Origin of the sequence: Sutterella sp., from assembly GCF_052272535.1 — a bacterium.
Lineage (GTDB): Bacteria > Pseudomonadota > Gammaproteobacteria > Burkholderiales > Burkholderiaceae_F > Sutterella.
Window position 1 is genome coordinate 1 of record NZ_DAVZJY010000177.1, and the last position, 5,064, is coordinate 5,064.

Below are 5,064 nucleotides of genomic sequence, written 5' to 3' on the forward strand. Positions count from 1 at the left end.
TGCCGCATTCCTCCCCCACCTGAAGGAAGGGGACTCCTGCGGCAATCCTGTTGAAGCGCTCGCCCGCCCAGCCGGTCGAGAGCTGTGCGACATGACGGCGGTCCGACCAGTCTTCGGTCGCCTCGGTGTCGCCCGTCGCCTTCTTCGAGTCGCCGTTCGAGTAGACGCCGTGCAGGAAGAGTCCGGTCTTCGCGCGCGTGGCGAAGCCGACGGCGTTGGAGAGGCGGCCCGGCTGGAAGGTGATGTTCGCCGGCGCAATGCCCGCGAGCGAGGCGTAGGTCTGGTTGGCGTTGAGCTTCGCATAGACGGAGTAGGGCAGGCCCGCCACCGTGAGGCCCGCCATGCGGCCGAAGGAGAACTCGATGAAGTCGTTGCCGAGGTAGGCGCGCGAGAGGGCGTCGAAGATGACGCCGTCTTCGACGAAGCTCCCCGAGTCGAGCGAAATGAGGCTGCGCAGCTGAGCTCCTGCGTACCAGCCGTTGCCGAGGTCTTCGCGTGCGGTGATGAGCACTTGGGAGTCGTCGGGAAGCTGCCCGTAGCCCGCCATCGAGAGCGAGCCGTCGCCGCCCTCGCCGTGTGAATAGAAGAGCCCCGTGACGGCCGAAACGTTGACGTTCACGTCGGCCGCCTGAGCGGCGCCCGCGGCGGCGAGAAAGATGGAGGAGAGAAGCGCTGCGCTGAGCGCGGTGAGGGGATGACGAGGCATGAGAGCGTCTCCTTTGGCTTCGGCCCGGCTACGGCCGGCGCTCCTCCAGGGGAGGCGGAGGCGCTTTCGGGCTTCTGATGGATCTCAGCCTCCGAGGCTAAATGAGCCGATCGAACTAAGCCATAAGGACTACCTGTGCGTCTCGTCCGCTTTTTGGAAAATATGAATTCCAGTTTCGACCTGCGCCCTCAGAGGGCGGCGCAGAAAAAAGAAGCGGCGCGAACGGATAATCCGGTGTCCTCGTCCGCTCATCCGTCCGCGCCGCATTTTCTGTTCGACAGAAAAGAGACTCTCAACAAGCCGCCTCGGCGGACTTCCTTGAGGAGGTCCTCCTGAACGACGGAAAGCATCTTCCCGCTTCGCCGTCAAAGGGGCGTGAAGGACGGATGAACACCCCGTCAAGCCGTTTGCGGGCGGTCAGGGGCGGGAGGATGGCGGCGAATCCCTCAGCGGCGGGAGCGCCTCGACTGCGCCGTTTTGCCCGGAGCGGAATCGGTGGCGGAGGGCTTCTCGTCGGGTTTCGCACCGGATTTCGCGCCGGGCTTGGCGGGGGTTTCCGCTTCAGCAGGTGCGGTCGGTGCCTTGGGCGGCGCGAGGCGCGCGAGCACTTCGTAGACGAGGTTGAGGCGCGCTTCAGGGTCGGGGGTCGAGGCGGCGATCCGCAGGCGCTCCGGGCCCGCCATCTGCGCGTCGGTCCTCGACTGCATGAAGCGGATGAGGGCGAGCGGGTCGAGGTTCGGCTTCGCGGTGAAGGTGATCACGATCGCCGTAGGGGCGGCGTCGATGCGGCGGATGCCGATCGCCTCGCATTTGAGGCGCAGTTTGTGCACCTCGATCAGACGCCGCGCCGCGTCGGGAAGCTTCCCGTAGCAGTCCACGAGCGCCTCGGTCGAGCGCTCGAGCGCCGTGCGGTCCTCAGCCGATGCAAAGGCCTTGTAGTAGGCGAGGCGCTGCGAGACGTCGCTCACGTAGTCCGAGGGCAGGAGCGCCGGGGCGTGGAGGTTGATGTCGGTCGTGAGCGCGAGGGGGCCGTCCACCGCGGGCGCTTCGCCGCGCTTGAGCGAGCGCACCGCCTGCATGAGCATGCGGTTGTAGAGCTCATAGCCCACCTCGGCGATCTCGCCGCTCTGGTGCTCGCCCAACACTTCGCCCGCGCCGCGGATCTCGAGGTCGTGCATCGCGAGGTAGAAGCCCGAACCGAGGTCCTCGAGCGCCTGAATGGCGTCGAGGCGCTTCTGCGCGTCCTTCGTGAACGCTCCGTCAGGGGGCGTGAGGAGGTAGGCGTAGGCCTGGTGGTGCGAGCGCCCGACGCGGCCGCGCAGCTGATGGAGCTGCGCGAGGCCGAACTTGTCCGCGCGCTCGATGATGATGGTGTTCGCCGACGGGACGTCGATGCCCGTCTCGATGATGGTCGAGCAGAGGAGCACGTTGAAGCGCTGCTGGTAGAACTCGCGCATCACGCGCTCGAGTTCGCGCTCGTGCATCTGGCCGTGGGCGACGGCGATGCGCGCTTCGGGAACGAGCTTCTCGAGGCGCAGCAGGGCGTTCTCCATCGTCTCCACCTCGTTGTGGAGGAAGTAGACCTGGCCGCCGCGCTTCAATTCGCGCAGCACCGCCTCGCGGATCGTCCCGTCCTGGTCGCTCTGCACGAAGGTCTTCACCGAGAGGCGGCGCTCCGGGGCCGTCGCGATCACGGAGAAGTCGCGGATCCCCTCGAGCGACATCGAGAGCGTGCGCGGAATCGGCGTCGCGGTGAGCGTGAGGACGTCCACCTCGGCGCGGATCTTGCGGAGCAGCTCCTTCTGGCGCACGCCGAAGCGGTGCTCCTCGTCGATGATGATGAGGCCGAGGTTCTTGAAGGCGACCTTGTCGGAGAGGAGCTTGTGCGTGCCGATCACGATGTCCACCGTGCCGTCGGCGAGGCCCTCGACGGCCTTGGCGGTCTCGCGGCCCGTGCGGAAGCGCGAGAGCTCGGCGATAGTCACGGGCCAGGCGCGGAAGCGGTCGCGGAAGGTCGCGGCGTGCTGCTCGGCGAGGAGCGTGGTCGGGCAGAGAACGGCGACCTGCCGGCCCGACATTGCGGCGATGAACGCCGCGCGCAGCGCCACCTCCGTTTTGCCGAACCCCACGTCGCCGCAGACCAGGCGGTCCATGGATTTCCCGGAGGTCATGTCGGAGACGACGGCTTCGATCGCCGCGGCTTGGTCGGGCGTTTCCTCAAAGGCGAAGCCCTCGCGGAAGGCCTTGTAGTCCGCGGGGTTCATCTCGAACTTCATCCCCGCGCGGGTCTTCCTGAGCGCGTAGAGGTTGAGGAGGTCCGCCGCGGTGTCGCGCACCTCCTCGGCCGCCTTGCGCTTGGCCTTCTCCCAGTCGCCGCGCCCCAACTGATGGAGGGGCGCGTGATCGGGGTCCGCGCCCGCATAGCGCGAGATGAGCTGCAGGTTCGTGATCGGCACGAAGAGCTTCGCGGCGTTCTTGTATTCAATTTCGAGGAACTCCGCGTCGCCCCCGCCCGCCTCCATATGCACGAGGCCGCGGTAGCGGCCGATGCCGTGGTCGGCGTGCACGACCGCGTCGCCGGGCTTCAATTCCGCGACGTCGCGCACCATCATCTCGAGCGTGGTGGCGTGGCGCATCCGGCGCAGACGCTGCCGGCGGGGACTTGCCGCGTAGAGCTCCGTCTCGGTGAGGATCACGACGTCGGGCGAATGAAAGACCGCGCCCGAATAGAGTGGCGTCGCGGCGACGCCCACCTTGGCGTCGCCCGCGAGGAAGCCGCTCCAGGACGGGTATTCGGTGAACTTCAGCCCGCCGGAGCGGAAGAGCTCCGACATGGTCTCAAGGCGTCCGGCCGAAGAGGCGGAAATGAGCGTGCGCCGGCCCTTTGCGGCGCTCGCCGCCGTGCGCTCGAGGAGTTTTTCGACCGGGTTCTGGCTCTTGCGGTCCACTTCGACGCCCACCAACTGCTCGAGGTCATCGGCGGAGTTGGTTTTGTCGAGCGAAATGCGGGTGAAGCGCCCGAGGGAGGTGAAGAACTCCTCGGGCTTCTGCCACAGAAGCTCCGGGGGGAGCGCCGGGCGCAGCTCGTCGCCTGCGAGCACCTTCGCACGCGAGGTCATGTCGCGCCCGAAGGCCTGGAGGGCCTTGTCGACGTCGCCCAACATCATCACCCGGGCGTTTGCCGGAAGGTAGTCCGCGAGTGCGGCGGTCTCGTCGAAGAAAAGCGGCAGGTAGTACTCGATGCCGGGCGAGAGGATGCCCTGCTCGGCGTCGCGGTAGACGAGGCTCTTCTTCGGGTCGCCCGCGAACTGACGCCGCCAGCGCTGCCGGAAGGCGAGCAGCGAGTCGGGGTCGACGGGGAACTCGTGCCCCGGGAGGAGCCGGATCTCCTTGGTCTCCTCCATCGAGCGCTGCGTCTCGACGTCGAACCACCGGATCGATTCGATCTCGTTGTCGAAGAAGTCGAGCCGGAAGGGGCGCTCGGAGCCCATCGGGAAGACGTCCACGATGCCGCCGCGCACGGCGAATTCGCCCGCGGCGAGGACCTGCTTCACGTTGGCGTACCCCGCGAGGGCGAGCCGCTCCTTGATGTGCTCGATCGAGGTCTCCTCGCCCGTGTGGAAGAAGAACGTGCTCGCGCCGATGTAGGAGACCGGGGCGAGGCGCTGCGAGGCGGTGACGGCCGAGGCGAGGAGCACGTCCGCGCCGCCCGTGGGCGCGGTGAGCCGGTAGAGCGTTTCAAGACGCTCGGAGACGAGGTCCTCCTGGGGCGAGAGCACGTCGTAGGGGAGCGTCTCCCAGTCGGGAAGCGGGCGCACCGAAAGCTCGGGCGCGAACCAGGGAATTTCGGCCGTGAGCCGCGGCACGTCCGCCGGATCGGCGCAGACCACAAGAACGCGCTCGCCCCGCGCCCGGAAGGCGAGGGCCGCCTCGGCGAGCGCCGCCGCGTCGCTCGTCTGCGCGGAGATCTCCACCCTGCGGCGCTCGCCGGGTTTGAGGCGCGTGAGGTCTTCGGGAATGATTTCAGGCTGTTGGAGAGGCATGGTGCGGGCTCCGACCGGTGCGGACGAAATGACGGAAACGGCGAATACCGTCCGGCGCACGGTGCGCAGGGCGGTCGGCTCAACATTCTAAAAGTCCCGGGATTGCGTCGTTGGAGGGGGGCGAATCCCGCCTGCCGACAAGGGCGGCGGTTCTCGTGAGGAAGGGGCGGTACCCGGCGAAGAGTGAGTGGGCCGCGGAGGGTGATGGGACGCCGGCCGTCGTCCGCTCCGGGGTGGATGCGCCGTTTAGTCGAGAGTTGTTTACCAAACCGAGCCGTAAAGCCCCGTCATTCATGGCGGGGATATAAGGCGACG

At 67.5% G+C, this 5,064-nt stretch carries 2 protein-coding genes; both read right to left on the reverse strand.

The genetic code is table 11. The features are described from left to right. On the reverse strand, window positions 1-706 hold a 706-nt coding region (locus tag ACT6Y9_RS08555), incomplete at its 3' end, for a porin (protein WP_443744226.1). A 446-nt stretch (window positions 707-1,152) separates the two neighbouring features. Further along, entirely contained in the window at window positions 1,153-4,749 is a 3,597-nt protein-coding gene (mfd, locus tag ACT6Y9_RS08560) for a transcription-repair coupling factor (RefSeq protein ID WP_443744227.1), read from the reverse strand. Window positions 4,750-5,064 lie beyond the last annotated feature (315 nt).